General features: G+C 64.1%; 21 protein-coding genes, 1 tRNA gene and 1 pseudogene. 13 read left to right on the forward strand and 10 right to left on the reverse strand.

Annotation, left to right across the window (positions count from 1 at the left end):
* Positions 1-201 precede the first annotated feature (201 nt).
* Entirely contained in the window at positions 202-924 is a 723-nt protein-coding gene (locus tag ACTXGA_RS03745; protein ID WP_443391791.1) for a hypothetical protein, read from the forward strand.
* Complete coding sequence (locus ACTXGA_RS03750; protein ID WP_443391792.1) at positions 921-1,319, forward strand: cell division protein ZapA; 399 nt, start codon at positions 921-923, stop codon at positions 1,317-1,319. Before ACTXGA_RS03745 ends, ACTXGA_RS03750 begins: the two co-directional genes overlap by 4 nt.
* Before the next feature lie 125 nt (positions 1,320-1,444).
* Here the strand turns inward: ACTXGA_RS03750 and grxD are convergent, their stop codons facing one another.
* From grxD to xth, 4 genes are all read right to left on the reverse strand, one after another.
* Positions 1,445-1,810: a Grx4 family monothiol glutaredoxin gene (grxD, locus tag ACTXGA_RS03755; RefSeq protein WP_443391793.1), complete on the reverse strand. Its 366-nt coding sequence runs from the start codon at positions 1,808-1,810 to the stop codon at positions 1,445-1,447.
* Entirely contained in the window at positions 1,807-2,100 is a 294-nt protein-coding gene (locus ACTXGA_RS03760; protein ID WP_443391794.1) for a hypothetical protein, read from the reverse strand. The genes grxD and ACTXGA_RS03760 overlap by 4 nt, the downstream gene beginning before the upstream one ends.
* A gap of 22 nt (positions 2,101-2,122) precedes the next feature.
* Positions 2,123-2,359: a BolA/IbaG family iron-sulfur metabolism protein gene (locus ACTXGA_RS03765; protein ID WP_443391795.1), complete on the reverse strand. Its 237-nt coding sequence runs from the start codon at positions 2,357-2,359 to the stop codon at positions 2,123-2,125.
* Between the two features lie 101 nt (positions 2,360-2,460).
* Positions 2,461-3,249 carry an exodeoxyribonuclease III gene (xth, locus tag ACTXGA_RS03770; protein ID WP_443391796.1) on the reverse strand — a complete coding sequence of 263 codons (789 nt, stop codon included), beginning with the start codon at positions 3,247-3,249 and terminating at the stop codon, positions 2,461-2,463.
* A 415-nt stretch (positions 3,250-3,664) separates the two neighbouring features.
* Here xth and ACTXGA_RS03775 point away from each other — a divergent pair, with 415 nt between their 5' ends.
* The 3 genes from ACTXGA_RS03775 to ACTXGA_RS03785 all read left to right on the forward strand — a co-directional run bounded on the left by ACTXGA_RS03775 (position 3,665) and on the right by ACTXGA_RS03785 (position 6,397).
* Positions 3,665-4,384: a hypothetical protein gene (locus tag ACTXGA_RS03775; protein ID WP_443391798.1), complete on the forward strand. Its 720-nt coding sequence runs from the start codon at positions 3,665-3,667 to the stop codon at positions 4,382-4,384.
* A gap of 67 nt (positions 4,385-4,451) precedes the next feature.
* Complete coding sequence (locus ACTXGA_RS03780) at positions 4,452-5,510, forward strand: DUF6902 family protein (protein ID WP_443391799.1); 1,059 nt, start codon at positions 4,452-4,454, stop codon at positions 5,508-5,510.
* The gene (locus tag ACTXGA_RS03785) at positions 5,507-6,397 is read left to right on the forward strand and encodes a DMT family transporter (RefSeq protein WP_443391800.1); all 891 of its coding nucleotides are present in this window, start codon (positions 5,507-5,509) and stop codon (positions 6,395-6,397) included. The genes ACTXGA_RS03780 and ACTXGA_RS03785 overlap by 4 nt, the downstream gene beginning before the upstream one ends.
* Positions 6,398-6,485: 88 nt before the next feature.
* On the opposite strand, the gene ACTXGA_RS03790 is transcribed toward ACTXGA_RS03785, so the two are convergent.
* Positions 6,486-6,809 carry a HesB/IscA family protein gene (locus tag ACTXGA_RS03790; protein ID WP_443391801.1) on the reverse strand — a complete coding sequence of 108 codons (324 nt, stop codon included), beginning with the start codon at positions 6,807-6,809 and terminating at the stop codon, positions 6,486-6,488.
* Positions 6,810-6,920: 111 nt separating this feature from the next.
* A complete protein-coding gene (locus ACTXGA_RS03795) occupies positions 6,921-8,051 on the reverse strand; it encodes a trypsin-like serine peptidase (protein WP_443391802.1) in 1,131 nt (376 codons plus the stop codon).
* A 318-nt stretch (positions 8,052-8,369) separates the two neighbouring features.
* Between ACTXGA_RS03795 and ACTXGA_RS03800 the strand changes: the two genes are divergently transcribed.
* The 8 genes from ACTXGA_RS03800 to ACTXGA_RS03835 all read left to right on the forward strand — a co-directional run bounded on the left by ACTXGA_RS03800 (position 8,370) and on the right by ACTXGA_RS03835 (position 17,046).
* Positions 8,370-9,560: a deoxyguanosinetriphosphate triphosphohydrolase gene (locus tag ACTXGA_RS03800; RefSeq protein WP_443391803.1), complete on the forward strand. Its 1,191-nt coding sequence runs from the start codon at positions 8,370-8,372 to the stop codon at positions 9,558-9,560.
* A 57-nt stretch (positions 9,561-9,617) separates the two neighbouring features.
* Complete coding sequence (locus ACTXGA_RS03805) at positions 9,618-11,435, forward strand: cation:proton antiporter (RefSeq protein WP_443391804.1); 1,818 nt, start codon at positions 9,618-9,620, stop codon at positions 11,433-11,435.
* Positions 11,436-11,495: 60 nt separating this feature from the next.
* Positions 11,496-13,238, forward strand: a complete 1,743-nt coding sequence (gene argS / locus ACTXGA_RS03810) for an arginine--tRNA ligase (RefSeq protein WP_443391805.1) — start codon at positions 11,496-11,498, stop codon at positions 13,236-13,238.
* A gap of 83 nt (positions 13,239-13,321) precedes the next feature.
* Positions 13,322-14,338: an SPOR domain-containing protein gene (locus tag ACTXGA_RS03815; RefSeq protein WP_443391806.1), complete on the forward strand. Its 1,017-nt coding sequence runs from the start codon at positions 13,322-13,324 to the stop codon at positions 14,336-14,338.
* Positions 14,335-15,345, forward strand: coding sequence for a glycoside hydrolase family 3 N-terminal domain-containing protein (locus ACTXGA_RS03820; protein WP_443391807.1), 1,011 nt, complete (start codon positions 14,335-14,337; stop codon positions 15,343-15,345). Before ACTXGA_RS03815 ends, ACTXGA_RS03820 begins: the two co-directional genes overlap by 4 nt.
* Positions 15,342-16,139 carry a segregation and condensation protein A gene (locus tag ACTXGA_RS03825; protein WP_443391808.1) on the forward strand — a complete coding sequence of 266 codons (798 nt, stop codon included), beginning with the start codon at positions 15,342-15,344 and terminating at the stop codon, positions 16,137-16,139. The genes ACTXGA_RS03820 and ACTXGA_RS03825 overlap by 4 nt, the downstream gene beginning before the upstream one ends.
* Entirely contained in the window at positions 16,132-16,806 is a 675-nt protein-coding gene (gene scpB / locus ACTXGA_RS03830) for an SMC-Scp complex subunit ScpB (protein WP_443391809.1), read from the forward strand. Before ACTXGA_RS03825 ends, scpB begins: the two co-directional genes overlap by 8 nt.
* A 63-nt stretch (positions 16,807-16,869) precedes the next feature.
* Complete coding sequence (locus ACTXGA_RS03835; RefSeq protein ID WP_443391810.1) at positions 16,870-17,046, forward strand: hypothetical protein; 177 nt, start codon at positions 16,870-16,872, stop codon at positions 17,044-17,046.
* 47 nt (positions 17,047-17,093) lie between these two features.
* On the opposite strand, the gene ACTXGA_RS03840 is transcribed toward ACTXGA_RS03835, so the two are convergent.
* The 4 genes and pseudogenes from ACTXGA_RS03840 to ihfA all read right to left on the reverse strand — a co-directional run bounded on the left by ACTXGA_RS03840 (position 17,094) and on the right by ihfA (position 20,021).
* Positions 17,094-18,173, reverse strand: a complete 1,080-nt coding sequence (locus ACTXGA_RS03840; RefSeq protein WP_443391811.1) for a 2'-deoxycytidine 5'-triphosphate deaminase — start codon at positions 18,171-18,173, stop codon at positions 17,094-17,096.
* 211 nt (positions 18,174-18,384) lie between these two features.
* Positions 18,385-18,461 (reverse strand) — tRNA-Pro (locus tag ACTXGA_RS03845).
* Positions 18,462-19,446: 985 nt separating this feature from the next.
* Positions 19,447-19,708 (reverse strand): annotated as a pseudogene (locus ACTXGA_RS03850) (MerR family transcriptional regulator); the annotation flags it as partial.
* A 10-nt stretch (positions 19,709-19,718) separates the two neighbouring features.
* Positions 19,719-20,021: an integration host factor subunit alpha gene (ihfA, locus tag ACTXGA_RS03855; protein ID WP_443391812.1), complete on the reverse strand. Its 303-nt coding sequence runs from the start codon at positions 20,019-20,021 to the stop codon at positions 19,719-19,721.
* Positions 20,022-20,112 lie beyond the last annotated feature (91 nt).

Consider the following 20,112-nt stretch of genomic DNA (forward strand, 5'->3'; position numbering starts at 1 on the left):
CGCAGGCTGAATAGCAGCCACGCGGCGAAGTGCAAGCACACCCCATGGTGTCGCATGAAGGCCGCCGCGTAAGGCCTTGGAACATAAGGGGGCGCATTTTTCTTTTTCGCTTGTTAAACTTTCCCTTGCCGGGCTGTGGGCGATTCGCGGTCGGGCTGTTCCCGTGCGAGTGAGGCCGCGGGTCTGAGGCAAGAGGGCAAAATGAGCCAGATCGAAGAATTGCAGTCGCGGATCACCCGCGCACTGGACCGGATCGGACAGGGGATCGACAATGTCGGCTCCGGTATAACGGATGCGGACCTTGAGGCCGTGCGCGGCCGGGCGGAGGCCGCGGAACAGGAACTGTCGGAAACGCAACAGGCCCTGGCCGAGGCGCAGGAGGCTCTGGCCGCGGCGCGAGAGCAGGCCGAGGTCGAGCTGAACGCGGCGGTCGAGGCGGTCCGGAATGAGGCCGTGGCCGAGATCGAACGCATCCGGCAAGACGCGCAAGCCGATGCCAAGGCGCCCGAGGCAGAGCCCGAAGAGGGCGAGGATGCGGGGCAATTGCGCGCGCTTCTGGAAGACGAACAGATGGCCAATGCCCAGTTGCAGGAGCGGCTGCGCGTGCTCAAGGGCCGTCTGGCGGAGGCCGAGGCCGCCACGCAACTCGCACCCACGGACCCGCCCAAGGGCGATATGGCCGAACTGGACGCGGAATTGCAGCGGTTGCGCACGGCGAACGAACAGTTGACCGCCTCCAACGCGGCGCTGCGCGAGGCCAATGCGCATGGCGTCGGTGAGCCGGAATTGATCAACGCGGCGATGGCCGCTGAACTGGAGGCGCTGCGCGCCGCGCGGGCGACCGAAACGGCCGAGGCGCTGGCGGTCATGGGCGCGCTGACGCCGCTGCTGGCCGATGCGGCCGAAGAGGAGGCGCAGGGATGAGCCAGATCGAAGTCGAGATCAAGATCGGCGGGCGCAGCTTTGAGGTGGCCTGCCAGCAGGGAGAAGAACAGTTCCTGCAGGCGGCGGCCAAACTGCTGGACACCGAGGCGCAGGTTCTGGTCAGCCAGATCGGGCGGATGCCCGAGGCACGCATGCTGTTGATGGCGGGCCTGATGCTGGCGGACAAGACCGCCGGGCTCGAAGAGAAACTGAACGAGGTGCAGGACAAGCTGCAGTCGGTCGAGGCCGAACTGGCCGAGGTCAAGGCGCGTCCGGCCCCGGATCCCGAAAAGGTCGAAGTGGCGGTGATCCCGGACGATCTGACCGACTCTCTGGCAGAGATCGCGGCCCGGGCGGAATCGCTGGCCAATTCGCTGGAAGAGGCCAGGGGCTGACCGGCACCCACTGTCAGCCGCTTGCTTTCAGGCGGCGGGTCATGGCGTGAAAAATCACCGGTTCAAATAGAAAAGCGGGCAGGAAAACCTGCCCGCTTTGCCGTTGGGACGCGAAAAGCCCTGCCTCAGGAGGCGTTGGCTTCGCGGATCTTGTCGGCGGCGTCCTTGTTGTAGGCCACGCCATTTTCGTCAAAAAGCTGGTCTAACTCACCCGAGAGGGTCATCTCGGTGATGATGTCGCAACCGCCGACGAACTCACCCTTCACATAAAGCTGCGGGATGGTCGGCCAGTCGGAGAACTCCTTGATGCCTTGGCGCAGGGCGTCATCCTCCAGAACGTTCACGTCCTGAAAGTCGACGCCCATGTAGTTCAGAACGCCGGCCACGCGGCTGGAAAAACCACACTGCGGCATGGTCTTGTTGCCCTTCATGAAGAGCACGACGTCGTGGGATTTGACGGTATTGTCGATGGTGAGTTTTACGTCTGTCATGTGCGTTGATCCTGCGTATCTGCGTCTGTTTCTGCGGGATCCGTCTGTGCGGTGTCCCTGTCGTCGGCGTCCGAGGTGGCCGTGTGTTCGGGGTCAAACTCCTCGGGGTCGTAGCTTTGTGCGTCGTCTGCGATTGTCCCGACATAGGTGGTGTTCGATTCGGGATCATAGGTCAAACCGTAGGTGGAACGCCCCCGTTGCCGGTATCGTCTGTTTTCCTGCCACGCCGCAGAGATGAACACCGCGACGAAGGGCAGTAACAGAAGAATGGCGATAAGGCCGGGTTCCATATGGTCGATCGCAGTCCTTTCCTCAGTCCGGGGCCTTGGTGGTCAGGGCAAGCGCGTGCAGCGCCCCGTCCGGGCCATCCATCTTGCCTTTGAGCGCGGCGTAGACGGCGCGCTGCTGCTGGACCCGGTTCTTGCCGCGAAAGCTCTCGTCCACGACCATCGCCGACATATGGACACCGTCGCTGCCATCGACAGTGATCTTGGCGTCGGGAAAGGACTGCCGCAGCAGGTCCTCGATCTCCTTGGCGTACATGGGCATTCAGTGGCTCCGCTGGTCTAATGTTTCCGACAAAAATAGTGCGTTGCCCGGGCCGGTGCAAGGCGACGCCGTGTCCGGGCAGGGCTGTTGGGGCAGGGGGATCAGGCGTTCAACTCGACCCAGACCGGGACGTGATCCGAGGGGCGCGGATCCGAGCGGCCGCGCACGGCGGCGTCGATCTGGCAATCGGTCATCATGTCGGCGGCGGCGGGTGACAGCAGGAAATGGTCGATCCGGATGCCGTTGTTCCGTTCCCATGCCCCGGCCTGATAGTCCCAGAAGCTGTAATGCCCCGGCGCCTGGGTGCGGGCGCGAAAGGCCTCGGTGAAGCCGAGGTTCAGGATCCGGCGAAAGGCGGCGCGCGTTTCGGGCCGGTACAGCGCGTCCTCGGTCCACTGTTCGGGGCGGGCGGCGTCCTCTTCCTGCGGGATCACATTGTAATCCCCGGCCATGAGCGCGGGCATCTCTTCGGCCAGCAACTCGCGGGCGCGGGCCTCCAGCCGTTTCATCCAGGCCAGTTTGTAGTCGTATTTCGGTCCCGGGGCCGGGTTGCCATTGGGCAGGTACAGCCCGCAGAGCCGCACCGCCTGATGATCCCCCATCACGGTCGCCTCGATCCAGCGCGCCTGTTCGTCCGTGTCGTCGCCGGGCAGGCCGCGCCGCACGTCCTCCAGCGGGCGTTTGGAGAGGATGGCGACGCCGTTGAAACCCTTTTGACCGTGGGTTTCGACGTTGTAGCCGCGCTCTTCAAAGGGCTCATGCGGGAAATTTTCGTCGATGGATTTGATTTCCTGGCACAGCACCACGTCCGGTTGGGATTCGTCCAGCCAGTCGGTCAGGGCGCCGAGACGGGCCTTGATGCCGTTAATGTTGAACGTGGCGATCTTCATGGCGCTCTCCTGCGTCTGGCGCGGTCGCGGCCATGGTTCGCAGTTAGGCGCAGGGGCGTCAAGCGACGCTAAACAACATCAGATTGTCTCAATTCAGGTTGTATTTACCATGTTCGTGCAACCTATGGGCGTCTTCGCTGACACGAAGCGGAGCATGGACTGATACAGATTCGGGGGCGATTCGGGGTCATTTGACTTTGCAAAGCGTCGTTGCGCTGCAAAGTCTGAACTTATCCCCAAGAAATTACATCCTGTGGATAAGTCTGATTGTACCGGCTTTCGAAACGGCTGCGCGAATCGAAATTGTGGATAAACTTTCTTTTAAACAACCTTAACAAGAATTAACTTTTTTGCAAACGCTTTTTGATTGCAGATTTCAAGGGCATAGCGCTCAACCTGAACAAGGAGCAATTCCATGACTGCACTGATCAAAACGCACAGCCCTGAAAAATTCGTTTCCAAAGCGGAAACGAGCGCCTTCGCAGGCGACGCTGTCGAGGCTTTCACCTCGTGGTCCGGCCCCGCAGAGGGCGACCTTTTCAACGGCGGCTCGGTCGAAGCGTTCACTTCGTGGTCCGGTCCCACCACTGGCTCCCGTGAAACGGGCGATGCTGTCGAAGCATTCACGTCCTGGTCGGGTCCCGCAAGCGGCGATATCGAAAAAGGCGACTCTGTTGAGGCTTTCACGTCCTGGTCCGGCCCGGTTCGTGGCTCTCGTGACGCGGGCGACAACGTCGAGGCGTTCACCTCTTGGTCTGGCCCGGCAGTTGGCGACCGTGACGCAGGCGACAACGTCGAAGCCTTTACCTCGTGGTCCGGTCCGGCAGCTGGCGACATCGACAGCGGCGACAACGTTCAGGCGTTCACGTCGTGGTCCGGCCCGGCGGCAGGCGACCGTGACGCAGGCGACAACGTCGAGGCCTTCACCTCGTGGTCCGGTCCCGCAGCAGGCGACATCGACAGCGGCGACAACGTTCAGGCGTTCACGTCCTGGTCCGGTCCGGCGGCTGGCGATCGTGACGCGGGCGACAATGTCGAGGCCTTCACCTCGTGGTCCGGTCCGGTGACAGGCGATGCCGACAACGGCGACAGCGTTCAGGCCTTCACCAGCTGGTCCGGCCCGACCCGCGCCTGATCCGGCAAGAGCGATACCCGGGCGGGGCGTTAGGGCGCTCTGCCAAGACAAGAGGAGACCCGTCGTGATGAACAATGTCATCCAACTCACCGTCCCGTCCCGGATACCCCCGCTGGAAGCGCGCATCAGTGCGCTTCTGGGAGCCTTTGCCGATCACCGTCGCCACAGTGACGATGTGTTCTGGCTGAAGGAAAACGCGGAACTGCTGAATATCCTCGAATGCACAGGTCAGGCCGTCGCCCCCGAGGCGCTGGCCCGACATGCGGCGTTTTACGCACAGGCCCTGCAACGGCTGGAGTTCTTTCCGCAATACTACCGTTTCATCCTGTCGCTGGCACTGGATCTGGAGGATCTGGGTATGCCCGGCGACCAGGCCCAGAAGATGGTGGATTTCGCCGCCCGCGAGGGATTGGCCGATGCCGAACTGTCGGATCTTCAGCGGGCCGAGGCGCGCCGGTTGATGACCCGTCGCGGTGTCGATCCGGTGCAGGATCCGGGGCTGGACGACCGGCTGCGGGCGTTCTGTTCGCGGACCAGGACCTTTGCCCTGCCGAACAAGAAAGCCGCCTATGAACTGACCCATATCGTTTATTACCTGTCGGAATACGGTCGCCGCGACCCGCAATTGCCCACGGAGGCGCTGCAAAGCCTGCATTTCGCCGGGCTGACGGCCTTCCTTGACCAGAACGCCGACCTGCTGGCCGAAATCTGCATCGCGCTGCGGTATGCCGGGGCGATGCCGCCGGATGTCTGGACCGCATGGCTGCAACAGGAAACCGCCGTCTATGAGGTGCAGGCCGACGATCATGTCAGCCTGAACGACGACTACCACGAATTTTTCGTCTGCAACTGGCACCAGGCCGTCACCGGAGCGCCTGTGTTCCGCCAACCGCTGAGTGACAGCCGGTTGCGGTTCGAACGCGGCGCGCGCTTGCAGACCGTGCTGCGCGAACTCAGCCAGACGATCTATGGCATGGACCACCGGTCGGGCGACTGGGACCGGATGCGGCCGCGGATGGAGCCGGAGCTTTCGCCGCAGGCGCGTGACGTGCTCAGTATGGCGGCGCAGTCCTGCGACCTGTTCGACGCCTATTTCGAGGGCTTTGCCCGGGCAGGCCGCGCATGAACCGGCTGGCGCTTTCCGGCACCGCCATCGGCGCGGGCCTTGTCGTCATCTTCACCGGCATGATGGCCGCTGCGGATGGCATCACCAAGTTCATCGCGGGCGGTTACAGCGCGCCACAGCTGTTTGTCCTGTCCTCGGCGCTGATCATGGCGTTTGCGCTGGCCGGGGCGCGGTCCGGCGATGGTCCGGGCCTGCGGATCCGGTCGAAAAAGGCGATGATCGTGCGGTCGGTCCTGACCGTCATTGCCTCTGTTGCCTTCTTTCAGGCGTTCCGTCTGCTGCCATTTGCGGATGTCTTTCTGTTCATCGGGCTGATCCCGCTGATCGCAGCCGCGCTCAGCGGTCCGGTTCTGGGGGAGAGCCCGCGCCCGGCAGCGTGGGCCGCACTGGCCCTTGGGGTTGGTGGTATCCTGTTCCTGATGCCGGGCGGGCTGAGCGGCGCTCAGGCCGGTCACGCCTGGGCCCTGCTGGCTGCCGTTTCGGGCTGCGGGTCGATGCTGGCCGCGCGTGTCATCGCCAAGGCCGAACGCGCGCCTTTGGCACAGGTCTTCTGGCCCAATGCCGCGCTGATGGTGGTCATGGCCGTGGCGCTGCCCTTCGTGTGGAAACCGATGAGCCTGACGGATCTGGGCTGGGTCACGGTTTATGCCGCTGCGCTGTTCACCGCCCGCTACGTCGTGGCCGAGGCGCTGCGCCTGCTGCCCGCCTATGTGGCCACACCGCTGATGAACCTGCAGTTCGTCTGGATGGTTTTCATCGGCTTTCTCTTCTTCAACGAAATCCCGACCGTGGGCACATGGATGGGGGTCCTCTTGGTGGTGGGCTCTGGTTTCTGGCTGGTGGCCGAAGAGCATCTGGCCAAGCCCAAGGTCATCCCGGCGGAATGATCACATCCGAAAAACAGAAAAGGGCGCCCGATGGAGGCGCCCTTTTTCTTTTGTCGGATCGGGCGTGACGGGCCCGCTGCGGTCGGGATCAGATCGAAAACGACGTGCCGCAGCCACAGGAACTGGTGGCGTTGGGGTTCTCGATCACGAAACGCGCGCCGATCAGCTCATCGGAGAAATCGATCACCGCGCCGGTCAGAAAGGGAAGGGACACCGGGTCCACGATCACTCGCTCTCCGCTGTCTTCAAGCACCAGATCGTCCTCGGCCGGGGCGTCGAGCTTGATTTCATACTGGAACCCCGAACAGCCGCCCCCTTCGACGGCGACGCGCAGCGCCTTGCCTTCGGCGCTTGCACCGATCTCGGCAAGGCGGGCATAGGCTCTATCAGTGACTTTGGGCGGCAGTTGCATGGCGTCCTCTTTGGCGTGTTACCGCAATATAAGCATCCGCGGTTGGCCTTCAAGCAAGGCAGATCGCCCCCTTGGGGAACCAAGGGGGCGATCATCAAGGTTTAGGCCAGTTTACTGCTGGTCGCCGATCCAGTTGGCAAGATCAAGCGAATGGGTGGCAAAGCGGCGTCCGGTCGAACGTTCCTTGCTCAGGTGCAGGCCGACCACCGCGCCGGTCGCGGCATCGAAGATCGGGGCGCCCAGATCACCGAAGTCGCTTTCGCAGGTGTGCTCAAAGGCCTTCTCCGGCAGGTAGGCGGGATCCTGCGCCACCGCGTTGCAATGGGTGAACTTCATCGACTCGCCGCGCGGATAAGAGAGCATGAAGAGCGGCGCGCGGGGATCCGGCAAGGCCTTGCCCACCGGCTGAATGCGGTCGGAGGAGAAGGTCATATCCGGATCGGCCAGATGCAGGATCGCAATGCCAGTGTCCTTGCTGGACAGTTCGGTATCCAGACGCAGCATGTAGCCCTGCGCCGTCCACAGACGCTGATCCGGGAAGATGTGATCGAACACGATGCGGATCTCTTCGATCTGGGTGGCGTAGGTGTTGTAGTTCTCAAGGATGCCCGGCACGCAGGCATAAGAGGTCGCCACAACGGTGGGGGCGAACACGAAACCCGAGCAGAAGACCGGGCCGGCGTCGGTGGTGACGCGGATGCGCCCGGCACCGCGCACGCTGTCGATCACCGAGAGTTCATGATCGTCCTTCTTGGGGGCGGCGAAGGTGATGAAGGGCATTTCAGTCAGCGGCGTCACGTCCTGCGTGTCCTTGGGAATTGGGGTAGCACCAGTGCGGATCGGCGGATTGACCGGCGGCGGGGCCAGCAGCGGGGGCCGCGTGGTGGGGGGCGGGGCGACGTTGATCACCCGGTCGCGCGGCGGCTTTACCACCGGCGGGGCGGTGATGGCCGGCGGACGGGTCACCGGCGGGGCCGCGACGGGCGGCGCTGCAATGACCGGCTGGTTCGGCTTGGGCGTGGCGACCGGCGGTGCGGCCACCGGCGGGGTCACCACGGGGCGCGATGCGACCGGCGGCGCGGCGATGGCCGGGGCAAAGGTGCGCGGCTTGTCCGCTTCGTTCGGGTCCAGAACAAGCGTTTCGTCAACACGGTTCTTCTTGATGTCGGCCTGTGCAAGCACGGGGGCCGGAAGGGCGAGGATGATGCAGCAAATGGCAACGCTGCGCAAAGGGCTGAACATGGCTTTCTCCAAGGGTTATCGACAAACAACTTGGGCCACAGTCTACAGGCCGGGTGAATCCCCGCATAGTAAGGAACCCCACCAGTCCAGGGCAGGACCGCATCGGCCAAGTAGTTGAATTCGTTGAAGCCGCGATTTCGACGCCAATCTGGTAATCGGTGTCGGAGACGGTTCCGGGTGGCATGCCCACATGCCCCGGAGCCCGCGACCATGGGCGGATATCGGGCCGCTGACCGGGGCCACCGGCGCAGGTCGTTGTTTTCGCAACATTGCGGGGCTATGGGTGTGCCGGGACAAGAAAACTCGGGACGAATCCATATGCGCGCCAGCCCTGCCTGCACGCCGAAGGCCGCGCGCGGCCGCCGCTATCCGGAAGAAGAGAGTGCGCATCGCTCCTGCTTTCAGCGGGACCGCGACCGCATCATTCATTGCTCTGCCTTCCGGCGGCTGAAACACAAGACGCAGGTTTTCGTGGAACACGAGGGCGATTTTTATCGCACCCGGCTGACCCATTCGATCGAGGTGGCGCAGGTGGCGCGGACGATCACCGGGGCGCTGGGGCTGGACGTGGACCTGACAGAGGCGGTGGCGCTGGCGCATGACCTTGGGCACACGCCCTTCGGCCATACCGGAGAGGATGCGCTGAGCGCGCTCATGGCGCCCTACGGCGGCTTTGACCACAACGCCCAGACCCTGCGCATCGTGACCCGACTGGAACGGCATTATGCCGAATTCGACGGGCTGAACCTGACCTGGGACACGCTGGAAGGCATTGCCAAGCACAACGGCCCGGTGGTGGGGGACATTCCCTATGCGCTGGCTGAATACAATGCCGAGCACGATCTGGAACTGCACACCCACGCCAGCGCAGAGGCGCAGGTGGCCGCGCTGTCCGACGACGTGGCCTACAACAATCATGACCTGCATGACGGGTTGCGGGCTGATCTCTTTACCGAAGAGGAAATCGCCCATCTGCCCATCGTCTGCGATGCCTATGCAGAGGTCGACCGCAAGTACCCCACGACGGACGCCTATCGCCGTCGCCATGAGGCGCTGCGCCGGGTCTTTGGCGCGATGGTCACGGACCTGATCGAAACCTCGCGGGCGCAGATCGCCGGGTCCGGTGCCGAAACCGCGCAGGAGATCCGCGACCTTGGCCGCCCGGTCATCGGCTTTTCGCAGGCGATGTGGGCGGACCTGAAACAGATCCGCGCCTTTCTCTTTACCAATATGTACCGCGCGCCCCGCGTGATGGAACAGCGCGCCCGCGTGACAGAGGCGGTCAATGAATTGTTCCCGATCTACCTGGGCGATCCCAGGCTGCTGCCGCAGCGCTGGCAGGGGGATGTTGCGGAGGCCGGCGATGACACGGCGCTTGCGCGGCTGGTGGCGGATTACATCGCCGGGATGACGGATCGGTTCGCGCTGCAACAGCACGCGCGGCTGACCGGCAAGGATGTGCTGGAAGGGCTCTGGCCCGTGGACGAAACGCGGCACTCGGCGCAGTAGTCGACGGCGGCACGCGGCGCGGCTAAGCTGCCGCGATCAGAGGGCAGGGGACGGGATATGGCAGTAGCGGAAACTGGCGGTCTGGAGACCGTTCTGGCCTTTGGCCTTGTCGGGGCGCTTGGCGTGGGGTCGCAATGGCTGGCGTGGCGGTTGCGCCTGCCTGCCATCGTTCTGATGCTGGTGGCGGGTCTGGTGATCGGGCCGGTCACGGGCGTTCTGGACCCCGCGGCGCAGTTCGGCGACATGCTGCAACCAATGATCGCGGTGGCGGTCGCCATCATTCTCTTCGAGGGCGGTCTGACGCTGGACCTGCACCGGCTGTCCGATGCGGCCAAGGGGGTGCGCAGGCTGGTGCTGATCGGCGCGCCGCTGGGTTGGCTGGCCTCTACCTTTGCCCTGCATTTCGTGGCGGGCCTCAGCTGGGAGGCCTCGGCCGTCTTTGGCGGCATCATGATCGTCACCGGGCCGACGGTGATTGCACCGCTCTTGCGGCAGGCGCGGCTGCGCCGCCGACCTGCCGCGCTGTTGCAGTGGGAGGCCATCGTCAACGACCCCGTCGGGGCACTGGCCGCTGTTCTGGCCTTCGAGGTGGTGCTGGTCATGCGCACCGCGACAGAGGCGGACGGCGCGGGATGGGATCTGGTGATCGGGATCGGCGTCGCGACGGCGCTGGGTCTGGCCGGTGGCTGGGGCATCGTGCGGGCCTTTCGTCAGGCCTATGTTCCGGAGTACATGAAGGTCCCGGTGTTGTTCGTTGTTTTGCTTGGCGTTTTTGCGGTTTCCGATCACGTCCTGCATGAATCCGGCCTGCTGGCTGTGACGATCATGGGGCTGTGGATCGCCAACGCGGGCCTGCCCAGCTTTGCCGAGCTGTACCGGTTCAAGGAACATGCGACCGTCCTTCTGGTTTCTGGCGTCTTTATCCTGCTGGCGGCGGGTATGAGTTTCGAACGGCTGGCGGTGCTGGACTGGCGCGCGGGGCTATTTGTCTTGTCGGTGATCCTGATTGCGCGCCCCTTGCCGGTGCTGGCGGCGCTGGCCTTTACCAATCTGGAATGGAAGGAGCGCCTGCTGGTCGCCTTCACCGGGCCGCGCGGGGTTGTGCTTGTGGCGGTTGCCGGACTGTTTGGCGAGCGGCTGGTACAGATCGGGGTCGAGGACGCCGACCGCGTTGCGCCCCTGGCCTTTGCGCTGGTGGCGGCGACGGTGGTTCTGCACGGGTTCACGCTGGCGCCGATGGCGCGCCTGCTGGGGCTGACCGCCTCACGCCTGCCGGGCGTGATCATCATGGGCGGGTCGAAATGGGCGGTGGAATTGGGGGCCGCGTTCAAGAAGATGGAACTGCCCGTCATCATCGCCGACCCCAACAACGCCCATCTGCGCAGCGCCCGAGAGGCCGGGCTGGATACGTTTTATGGCGACATCCTGTCGGAGGCCGCTGAAGACCGGGTAGAGTTCGTAGCCTATGAAAAGCTGATCTGTGCCAGCGACAACGACGCCTACAACACGCTTGTCGCCACCGATCTTGCACCGGAGTTCGGACGCGAAAATGTCTTTCAGCTAAAGCGCGTGCGCGATCAGAGCAGTCGGCACACGTTGCCCGCCACGCTTGGCGGGCGCTCGGTTGGGGCGGATGAGACTTTTTTCGAGGTCAATGCCGCCATAGCCGGGGATAGTGAGTTTCGCGTGACCCGACTGGCCGAGGAATTCACGCTGGAGCAATGGTGGGACCGCAACCCGGAGGCCGTGCCGATGGCTGAACTGGGACCGAACGGGACCCTGCGGCTGCTGGGGCCAAAGGACGAACTGTCCGGGCGCGCCGAAAGCCGCATCCTCGCCCGGATGCCCAAGCGTGAAGAGCGCAAGGCAGACTGAGCGGGGATTTGACCCCACGGGCCAAAGTGATACAGACCGCTCAACTCTGGAGCTTCTGAAATGAACCTGTTTACCGAAATCCGCACCCTCGTGCTGGACGCCATTTCCGCCTTGCAAGCCGACGGCACGCTGCCCGACGGGCTGAATACCGATCCTGTCACGACAGAACCGCCGCGTGATCCGCTGCACGGCGATATGGCGACCAATGCCGCCATGGTGCTGGCCAAGCCCGCCAAGCTGAAGCCGCGCGATATCGCAGAGGCGCTGGCCGCCAAGCTGCGCGTCGACGGCCGCATCGCCAGCGCCGAGGTGGCGGGGCCGGGTTTCCTGAACCTGCGGCTGTCGTCTGCGGTCTGGCAGGCGCTGCCGGGCAAGATCCTGACCGAAGGCACCGCCTATGGCCGGTCCGAAATGGGCGCGGGCAAAAAGGTGAACGTGGAATATGTTTCGGCCAACCCCACCGGGCCGATGCATGTGGGCCATGCGCGCGGCGCCATCGTGGGCGATGCCATGGCCTCTTTGCTGGCCTATGCCGGCTATGACGTGACGCGCGAATATTACATCAACGACGGCGGCGCGCAGGTCGATGTGCTGGCGCGGTCCGTCTACCTGCGCTACCTCGAAGCGCACGGCCAAGAGGTGGAATTTGCCGATGGCACCTATCCGGGCGACTACCTGATCGAGGTTGGGCAAAAGCTGAAGGACAAGGTCGGCGACGCCTTTGTCGGCAAGGGCGAACAGTTCTGGCTGACCGAGGTGCGTGAGTTTTCTACCGACGCGATGATGGAGATGATCCGCGGCGATCTCGCCTCGCTGGGCGTGAAGATGGATCACTTCTTCTCGGAAAAATCGCTGTACGGCACCGGCAAGATCGAGGCGGCCATCGATAGCCTGCGCGACAAGGGGCTGATCTATCGCGGCGTGCTGGAGCCGCCCAAGGGCAAGAAGCCCGAGGACTGGGAGCCGCGCGAACAGACGTTGTTCAAATCCACCGAGCACGGTGACGATGTCGACCGCCCGATCATGAAATCGGACGGCAGCTGGACGTATTTCGCGCCTGATATCGCCTATCACTATGACAAGGTGAGCCGGGGCTTTGACCTGCTGATCGACATCTTCGGTGCCGATCACGGCGGCTATGTCAAACGGATGAAGGCAGCCGTGTCGGCGCTGTCCGATGGCACGGTGCCGCTGGACATCAAGCTGATCCAGTTGGTCAAGCTCTACAAGAACGGCGAGCCGTTCAAGATGTCCAAGCGGGCAGGGACCTTTGTCACCCTGCGCGACGTGGTCGAAATGGTCGGCGCAGACGTGGCGCGGTTCCACATGCTGACGCGCAAGAGCGACGCCTCGCTGGATTTCGACTTTGACAAGGTGGTTGAGCAATCCAAGGAAAACCCGGTCTTTTACGTGCAATACGCGCATGCGCGGATCTGTTCGGTGCTGCGCAAGGCAGCCGAAGAGGGCGTGGACGTCAGCGATGCCACGCTGGCCGAGGTGGACCTGTCTTCGATGACCCATGCGGCGGAAGTCGCGTTGGCCGCCAAGCTGGCCGAATGGCCGCGTCTGGTTGAAATCGCGGCCCGCACGCATGAGCCGCATCGCATCGCCACCTACCTCAGCGAACTGGCGGCAGAGCTGCACGGATTGTGGAACCGGGGCAACGATCAGCCGGAACTGCGGTTCCTGCAGGGCGATTCGGCCACGACGCAAGCGAAAATTGCATTGGCGCGGGCCACCGCGGTTGTGATTTCCGCCGGTCTTGGTATCTTGGGCGTGCATCCGGTCGAAGAAATGCGCTGATAAACAGGCGCCTCGGCCGGATTTGTATCGAGCAGCAAGGCACTCTGACGGCAATGCATCGTCGGGGGGACAAGAGGCACTGAATGGCGGATTTCACATATGACGGGGCCGGTGTGGCCCCTGCTTCGGGAAAGATGGCCTCGGTCACGAACTGGGCCGGGGCGGCGGTATCGCTTGCGCTGATCGCAGGGATCGGCGTCTGGGGTTACAAGGTCATCGCGCGCGATGTCAGCGGCGTGCCCATCGTGCAGGCCATGTCCGGTCCGATGCGCTTCGCGCCGGTCGATCCGGGCGGCACGCTGGCGGATCATCAGGGATTGGCGGTGAACGCGGTGGCCGGGCAGGGCGCAGCCGCCGGTCCTGCGGACCAGCTGATGCTGGCCCCGCGGCCTGCGGGACTGCAGGCAGACGACGTGGCGCTTGGCGCTTTGGCACCCACGACGGTCGAACCTGAATTCCAGCCCTCGCTGGCCCATAACGCCGAGATCGTCGAGATCGAGCCCAAGGCCGCGCCGATCGCGGAAAGCGATCCGGCGGACGGGGATGACCCGCTCCTGGCGCTTGCCAACCAGATTGCCAAGCAGTCCAAACCGCTGTCGCCCGTCTCGCCCTCTGACGGGGCTCAGGATGAGGTTCTGGCAGCCCTTGCCGCGATCCCGGCGGGCACAATCGTTACGCCCGAACCGGAAAGCACGCTGAAACAGGCAACATTCGACGGCCCCGGCCTGCGCCGGTCGTTGCGGCCCAAGGTCCGCCCAGCGGGCCTGTCCGCGGTTCAGCGCACCGCCGCCCCTGTGGCTGCGCCCGCAGCCGCGACGGTCAAGGAAATCGACCCCGAAACGCTGGCTGCCGGAACCCGGCTTGTCCAGATCGGCGCCTTTGACAGCCCCGAGGCCGCGCGTACCGAATGGACGCGGCTGGACGCCATCTTCGGCGACTATCTCGAAGGGAAGGACCGGGTGATCCAGAAGGCGACCTCTGGCGGACGGGTGTTCTATCGCCTGCGCGCGCACGGGTTCGAAGACCTTGCGGATTCCCGCCGTTTCTGCGCCGCCTTCGTGGCGCGTGACGTCGACTGTATCCCGGCGGTGGCCAGATGAGCGGCTTCGGCGCGGTCATTTTCGGCTGTGCCGGGTCCGAACTCTCGGATCAGGAACGAACTCTCTTTTCAGAGAGCAAGCCTTTCGGCTTTATCCTCTTTGATCGCAACCTGCGCGACCCCGAACAAATCCGCCGCCTCTGCGCGGATCTGCGGGCGGCGGCGGGTCATGACGCGCCAATCTTCATTGATCAGGAAGGCGGGCGGGTGCAACGCCTGCGCCCGCCATTGGCGCGGGAATGGCCCGCGCCGCTGGACGATGCGGCCGGGGAAAATCCCGAACGGCGGTTTTACCTGCGGGCCCGTCTGATCGCCGCCGAATTGCGCGCGCTTGGCATTGACGGAAACTGCGTGCCGACATTGGACATCGCCCGCGACGAAACGCACCCCGTGTTGCGCAACCGCTGTTACGGCACCGACCGGGACAGCGTGATCCGCAACGGGCGCGCCGTGGTAAAGGGATGCGTTGACGGCGGTGTATTGCCGGTGATGAAGCACATGCCCGGCCACGGTCTGGGCACGCTGGACAGTCACCTTGACCTGCCCCGCGTGACGGCCCCGCGCCGCGACCTGAACGCGCAAGATTTTGCGGTTTTCACCGCCTTCAAGGATCTGCCGCTGGGCATGTCGGCGCATCTGGTCTTCGAGGCGATCGACCCGCGCCCGGCCACGATCTCTCCGGTGGTGATCGACATGATCCGCTGGCAGATCGGCTTTGACGGGCTCTTGATGACCGATGACATTTCGATGCAGGCCTTGCCCGGCAGTATCCCGGAACGGGGCGCCGCCGCGCGTGCCGCCGGCTGTGACGTGATCCTGCACTGCAACGGAAAACTGCATGAGATGCGGGCGCTCTGGGCAGAGGTGGGGCGCATGGATGCGGATGGGCAGACCCGCGCCGAGGCGGCGCTGTCCACCCGTGGCGAGCCCGCGCCGGTTGACATCGCTGCGCTGGAGGCCGAGGCTTTTCCATCAACCCTCTCGGATACCTCCGTCGACCGCGCATGAGTGACCCCGATACCCCCGATCTGTTGACGCTGTCGGTCGCCGACCGGGTGGCGGCCGAGGCGCTGGTCGTCGATGTCGACGGCTATGAGGGGCCGCTGGACCTGCTGCTGAACATGGCGCGGACGCAAAAGGTGGACCTGCGCAAGATCTCGATCCTGCAACTGGCGCGGCAGTACCTGACCTTCGTCGAAAAGGCCAAGGAACTGCGGATCGAACTGGCCGCCGATTACCTTGTGATGGCGGCCTGGCTGGCCTTCCTGAAATCGCGTCTGCTGCTGCCGCCAGAGCCCGGCGAAGAGGGGCCTTCGGGCGATGAACTGGCCGCACACCTGGCCTTTCAGCTGGAGCGTTTGCAGGCCATGCGCGATGCCGCTGCCCGCCTGATGGCCCGGGACCGGCTGGGGCGGGATTTTTTTGCGCGCGGATTGCCGGAACAGATGGAACAGGTGCGCCGGGTGAAATACACCGCCTCGCTGCTGGACTTGATGCAGGGCTATGCCCGCATCCGGACGCGCGATGAATTCCGTCCATTCGTGTTGGACCGCGACCGAGTCTTTACCATGGAACAGGCGCTGGAACGGATGCGCGGGATGATCGGCTTTGCCGGGCAATGGACGGATATCCAAAGCTACCTGCCAGACGGTTGGGGCGAGGATCCGCAGCGTTGGCGCTCCGCCACGGCGGCCACCTTTGCCGCCTCTCTGGAACTGGTGAAAGAGGGCAAGGCCGTGTTGAAACAAGGCGGCACGTTCGAGCCGATCCTCCTGCGGCGAAGGGAGTCCCGGGATGAGTGAAGAGCAGCACGCGCCGGAAGAGGCGCAGAGCGAAAGCCTGTTCGAGGCCCCCGTGATGGCCGAACAGGAACGCATGGTCGAGGCGATCCTCTTTGCCAGTGCCGAACCGGTGACGGTGCGCGAGCTGAACGAGCGTATGCCCCACGGCTGCGACGCGGCAGAGGCGCTGGTCTATCTGCGCAAACGCTACGAAGGGCGGGGCGTTCACGTGGTCCGCGTGGGCGACGCCTGGGCGATCCGCACCGCGCCCGATCTTGGCTTTTTGATGCAGCGCGAAACAGAGGAGACGCGCAAGCTGTCGCGCGCCGCGATTGAGACACTGGCCATCATCGCCTATCATCAGCCGGTCACGCGGGCTGAGATCGAGGAAATCCGCGGCGTTTCCGTGTCGCGCGGCACCGTCGATCAACTGCTGGAGATGGAATGGATCCGCTTTGGCCGTCGGCGCATGACACCGGGGCGTCCCGTAACCTTTGTGGTGACGGAAACCTTCCTGGATCACTTCGGCCTTGAATCCGCGCGGGACCTGCCGGGCCTGGCCGATTTGCGCGCCGCCGGTCTGCTGGAAAGCCGCCCGTCGCCTCTGGGCACACCGCAGCCGGGCGAGGGCGATGTGGACGCCGACGAAGGCGCCGACGAAGGCCAGAGCGAGTTGTTCGAGGACTGACTCGCCCGAAAATCGGCACAATTTCCTGCTAGGGGCAGGGCAAATAAAAGAGGAGTCTCGGGCATGAACGGACAACAGATCATCAACATGATCCTGCGCACGGTGATGCGCAAACTGATCAACAAGGGTGTCGACGCAGGCATGAACCGCATGGGGGGCGGTGCCCAGCAGCAGGGGCGTGAGGCGCAACGCGCCGCCCGTCAGGCCCGCCGCGCGGCCCGGATGGCAAACCGTTTCTGATCCGGTTTCTTTGACCGGGTTCCGATGGCGGCAGGCCGCCGTTGGCGTCAGGTGCTTTGGAAATGCTTGCTCAGCTTGAGGCCTTGCCCCTGATAGTTGGAGGCAATGCCAGAGCCATAAAGCTGCGCGGGCACCTCTGACATCCGCTCATAGACCAGACGCCCCACGATCTGCCCGTGTTCCAGCACAAAGGGCGCTTCGTGGCAGCGCACTTCCAGCACGCCACGCGCGCCCGCGCCACCCGCCGCCGCATGGCCGAACCCGGGGTCGAAGAACCCGGCGTAATGCACGCGGAACTCTCCCACCATCGCCAGATAGGGTGCCATTTCAGCGGCATAGCCGGGCGGGATATGCACGGCCTCACGGCTGACAAGGATATAGAAGGCACCGGGATCAAGGATCAGACGCCCCTTGTCCGCACGCAATTCGTCCCAGAAATCCTGCGGCGCATAGGCACCGATCCGGTCAAGGTCGATCACCCCGGTATGGGGCCGCGCCCGGTATCCGACCAGCCCGCCGGGACCGGGTTCCAGATCGACGGAAAAGCCCAGCCCTTCGTCGATCACCGCCGGACCGCCACCCACCAGCGTTTCGGCATTGTGCAGGGCGCGCAATTCGGCATCGGTCAGCACCGATTGCCCGCGCCGAAAGCGGATCTGGTTCAGTCGCATGCCCGGACGGGCCAGCACGGAAAAACTGCGGGGGCAGATTTCTGCATACAGCGGGCCATGATAGCCCGGCGCGATCCGGTCGAATTCCACCCCGCCATCGGTGATCACGCGTGTCAACAGATCCAGACGCCCGGTCGAGCTCTTGGCGTTGGCGATGGCCTGAACACCGGGCGGCAGGGCCAGCTGTTCCATCAGCGGCACAAGATAGACACAGCCCTTTTCCAGCACCGCGCCAGAGCCCAGTTCGATCCTGTGCATCTCGAATTCGGCGATCCGGTCGGCCACGCTGCGGCCCTGACCAGCCAGGAAAGAGGCGCGCACGCGATAGGCCACCGTCCCAAGACGCAAATCAAGACTGGCCGGCTGAACCTGCCCATCGACAAACTCTGCCTGCGCGGACAATGCGCCCTCGGCGATCAGGCGTTCGATCTGTTGGCTGGCCAGCACACCGGTCATGGCATCCCCCTTGTTTCGCTCGTCTTAGCAAGCGTGTCCGGGAAGGGGGAGAGCAAATTGCCTCTGGCGGCGATCTCGCCGCAGGCCCAAAGCTGTTGAACTGTCGGGACTGTGTCCCGGACGTGTGCGGCGTTCAGTGGATCAGGGGAAAACATCGCCAATCCGGCATTTGGGGATTGGTTTCTGTTTGGATTGGCAGCTGCGATTTGATTGGTCGGGCTAGCAGGACTCGAACCTGCGACCTTCCGTCCCCCAGACGGACGCGCTACCAGGCTGCGCCATAGCCCGACTTGTCGCGCCTAATTACGCTATTCTGCGGCTGGCGCAACCCCTTTGCCGCAAAAATCCGCGCCCTAATTATGGGGCGAAGTGCGGTTTTCGCACAGCGCGCGCAGGGCCGGAAGATGGGCCGCGACAAGGCGCTGTTTTTCCGGCGAAAGCGCGGAAATCCTTGCAAGATATCTGAGCGGGCCGACCGGATCGGCGGACGGGGCAGGCGCTGCCGCCGGGGGCGGCGGGGCGTTGAAATCCGGCAGGTCCAGCGGACGGGTCGGGGTCTCTGGGGCCAGGACCTCCGGCTCTGCTTCCGACAGGTCCTCCTCTTCCACATCCTGGGTCGAGAGGGACTCTTCGCGTGTCTCTTCGGGCTCCGGTTCCTCGGCCGGTTCCGGGCTGACCTGATCCACTTCTTCTTCAAGGGCGGGCGGCGTGGCCGCCTCGACCGCATCCGGCTCTGGCGTGTCTTCCGGTTCCGTGGTGGCAGCAGCGGGGGCCGGTTCTGCCGCCGAGAACAGGTCAAAGGGCAACTGCGGTGAGTCCTTCGCCTCCCAAGCCTCGGGCGAGAGCGGCGCAGGCTCCGGAGTCGAGTCCGTGTCGGGCAGCGATTCCTTTGTCTCCGGCTCCATGGTCCCCAATACGGGATCGGGCGCGGGATCTGTCTCCTCGGGCTCTTCCGTCACCTCGGCGGCGACCGGAACAGGCTCATCATCTGGCTCATCATCAAGATGGGGCACAGGCTCGGTTACTAGCTCCGGCACATCCGCGGGAATCTCCTGAACGGGATCGGCCTGCGCGTCCTCCGTGGCGGTGATCTCTTCCTCAGACACGGGATCCGGTTCGACGCTCGGGGCCTGTGCCGTGTCCTGCGGCGCGGCGGCGCGAGAGGGATAGGGAATGACTGGGGCGGGCGAGTCGTCCAGCGGCACCTCGACAAAGGGCGCATCTTCGATCAGGTCTTCCTGCGCGTTCTCGTCCGGGTCGACCTCCAGCGCGCACAGCGCGGTCACATGGCGCACGCCCTGTTCGCGCAGCACCTTTTGGACGCCCTTGATGGTCATCCCGTCATCGTGGAGCAACTTCTTGATTCCGCCCAGCAATTCCATGTCGGATGGACGATAGTAACGGCGGCCTCCCGCGCGTTTCACCGGTTTCACCTGGGTGAACTTGCTCTCCCAGAAACGCAGGACATGCGCCGGAGTCTCAAGCCAGTCCGCGACCTCTGAAATGGTGCGGAACGCATCGCGGGATTTGGGCATCGGCAATGCCTCAGCGCTTGTTGCCCGCGGCCACGCGGTCTTTCATCAGGTGCGAGGGGCGAAAGGTCAGCACGCGGCGCGGCTGGATCGGAACCTCTTGCCCGGTCTTGGGATTGCGCCCGACGCGGGCGGCCTTTTCCCGGACCGAGAAGGTGCCGAAAGAGGAGATCTTGACCTGTTCGCCTTCGACCAGAGCGTCCGACATATGCTGCAGGACAGCCTCGACCAATTCCGCGCTTTCGTTGCGCGACAGACCCACTTCGCGAAACACCGCTTCGCTCAGGTCCATGCGCGTCAGGGTCTTATCCCCCATAGTCATCCCTCCCGCTGTTTTCAGCAGATTAGAGGGAGGTCAAAACACAAGTCAATATCAATGACTTGCAGGGCGCGTTTTATCTATCGCA

Source organism: Antarctobacter jejuensis, assembly GCF_052266595.1.
GTDB lineage: Bacteria > Pseudomonadota > Alphaproteobacteria > Rhodobacterales > Rhodobacteraceae > Antarctobacter > Antarctobacter jejuensis.

Excerpts from the sequence above, each read along its gene's own strand:
- ACTXGA_RS03745 (WP_443391791.1), top strand. The coding sequence starts at position 202 with ATGAGCCAGATCGAAGAATTGCAGTCGCGGATCACCCGCGCACTGGAC.
- ACTXGA_RS03750 (WP_443391792.1), top strand. The coding sequence starts at position 921 with ATGAGCCAGATCGAAGTCGAGATCAAGATCGGCGGGCGCAGCTTTGAG.
- grxD (WP_443391793.1), bottom strand. The coding sequence starts at position 1,810 with ATGACAGACGTAAAACTCACCATCGACAATACCGTCAAATCCCACGAC.
- ACTXGA_RS03760 (WP_443391794.1), bottom strand. The coding sequence starts at position 2,100 with ATGGAACCCGGCCTTATCGCCATTCTTCTGTTACTGCCCTTCGTCGCG.
- ACTXGA_RS03765 (WP_443391795.1), bottom strand. The coding sequence starts at position 2,359 with ATGCCCATGTACGCCAAGGAGATCGAGGACCTGCTGCGGCAGTCCTTT.
- xth (WP_443391796.1), bottom strand. The coding sequence starts at position 3,249 with ATGAAGATCGCCACGTTCAACATTAACGGCATCAAGGCCCGTCTCGGC.
- ACTXGA_RS03775 (WP_443391798.1), top strand. The coding sequence starts at position 3,665 with ATGACTGCACTGATCAAAACGCACAGCCCTGAAAAATTCGTTTCCAAA.
- ACTXGA_RS03780 (WP_443391799.1), top strand. The coding sequence starts at position 4,452 with ATGAACAATGTCATCCAACTCACCGTCCCGTCCCGGATACCCCCGCTG.
- ACTXGA_RS03785 (WP_443391800.1), top strand. The coding sequence starts at position 5,507 with ATGAACCGGCTGGCGCTTTCCGGCACCGCCATCGGCGCGGGCCTTGTC.
- ACTXGA_RS03790 (WP_443391801.1), bottom strand. The coding sequence starts at position 6,809 with ATGCAACTGCCGCCCAAAGTCACTGATAGAGCCTATGCCCGCCTTGCC.
- ACTXGA_RS03795 (WP_443391802.1), bottom strand. The coding sequence starts at position 8,051 with ATGTTCAGCCCTTTGCGCAGCGTTGCCATTTGCTGCATCATCCTCGCC.
- ACTXGA_RS03800 (WP_443391803.1), top strand. The coding sequence starts at position 8,370 with ATGCGCGCCAGCCCTGCCTGCACGCCGAAGGCCGCGCGCGGCCGCCGC.
- ACTXGA_RS03805 (WP_443391804.1), top strand. The coding sequence starts at position 9,618 with ATGGCAGTAGCGGAAACTGGCGGTCTGGAGACCGTTCTGGCCTTTGGC.
- argS (WP_443391805.1), top strand. The coding sequence starts at position 11,496 with ATGAACCTGTTTACCGAAATCCGCACCCTCGTGCTGGACGCCATTTCC.
- ACTXGA_RS03815 (WP_443391806.1), top strand. The coding sequence starts at position 13,322 with ATGGCGGATTTCACATATGACGGGGCCGGTGTGGCCCCTGCTTCGGGA.
- ACTXGA_RS03820 (WP_443391807.1), top strand. The coding sequence starts at position 14,335 with ATGAGCGGCTTCGGCGCGGTCATTTTCGGCTGTGCCGGGTCCGAACTC.
- ACTXGA_RS03825 (WP_443391808.1), top strand. The coding sequence starts at position 15,342 with ATGAGTGACCCCGATACCCCCGATCTGTTGACGCTGTCGGTCGCCGAC.
- scpB (WP_443391809.1), top strand. The coding sequence starts at position 16,132 with ATGAGTGAAGAGCAGCACGCGCCGGAAGAGGCGCAGAGCGAAAGCCTG.
- ACTXGA_RS03835 (WP_443391810.1), top strand. The coding sequence starts at position 16,870 with ATGAACGGACAACAGATCATCAACATGATCCTGCGCACGGTGATGCGC.
- ACTXGA_RS03840 (WP_443391811.1), bottom strand. The coding sequence starts at position 18,173 with ATGACCGGTGTGCTGGCCAGCCAACAGATCGAACGCCTGATCGCCGAG.
- ihfA (WP_443391812.1), bottom strand. The coding sequence starts at position 20,021 with ATGGGGGATAAGACCCTGACGCGCATGGACCTGAGCGAAGCGGTGTTT.